Origin of the sequence: Ligilactobacillus acidipiscis DSM 15836 (assembly GCF_001435755.1) — a bacterium.
Taxonomy (GTDB): Bacteria; Bacillota; Bacilli; order Lactobacillales; family Lactobacillaceae; genus Ligilactobacillus; species Ligilactobacillus acidipiscis.
Genome location: NZ_AZFI01000332.1, coordinates 1 through 709 on the forward strand (window position 1 = coordinate 1; position 709 = coordinate 709).

The following is a 709-nucleotide window of genomic DNA, read 5'->3' on the forward strand; positions in this document are numbered from 1 at the left end:
CCTTAAGGGAAAAGTATGAATAATTCAGGTACTATTTTATTTACTAATACGTTTGAAATTTGATAAAAATTACAAAGAAGGGACAAAGATGACTTTGACTATCTTATTTTCTTGGCCTATGACATTTTTTGCATTCATACTGCTAACTATATCTGATTTTTTATATTTAAAACATGAAATAAAAAGACTAACTGATACAAAAAAGACTCTAACAATTATTACCCTTCTATTTTCACTTTCAGTAAGTATTTATGTTGCCGCATCTATTGGTCAAATTGTAACTAAGGACTATTCAAGTAATACAACTTTTTTTATTTTCGGCTTCGAATCAATAACGATTACATTAACAAGTTTATTTTTTCTATTTATTACAGCAAAAAAAAATATTTTAGACAGAAAAGAAACTATACACCTGGCCCAACAAAAATATTTTGGGCACAATTTAATCATGTTTTTTTCTATGGTTCACTATGTAACAGGATTAACTGATCTTGTATTTATCTTTAGTCTCATATATCTACCGGAGTTTCTTGACTATCTACTTCCAATCCCAAATAATTATCCAGGTAACGTTATTTTCCTTAATCTTCAAAGTTTATTTATTATTATTAGTGTATTCGTCATACCCTTTTTATTATTAATCTGGGTGCCAAAATATTTCAGAAAACAATTAAGTAAAACAAAAAAATAGGGTCCATAACTCACAAAT

Annotated in this window: 1 protein-coding gene; it reads left to right on the plus strand. The window is 27.1% G+C overall.

From position 1 onward, the window contains the following. Positions 1-88: 88 nt before the first annotated feature. Positions 89-691, plus strand: a complete 603-nt coding sequence (locus FC65_RS10975) for a hypothetical protein (protein WP_056972789.1) — start codon at positions 89-91, stop codon at positions 689-691. Positions 692-709 lie beyond the last annotated feature (18 nt).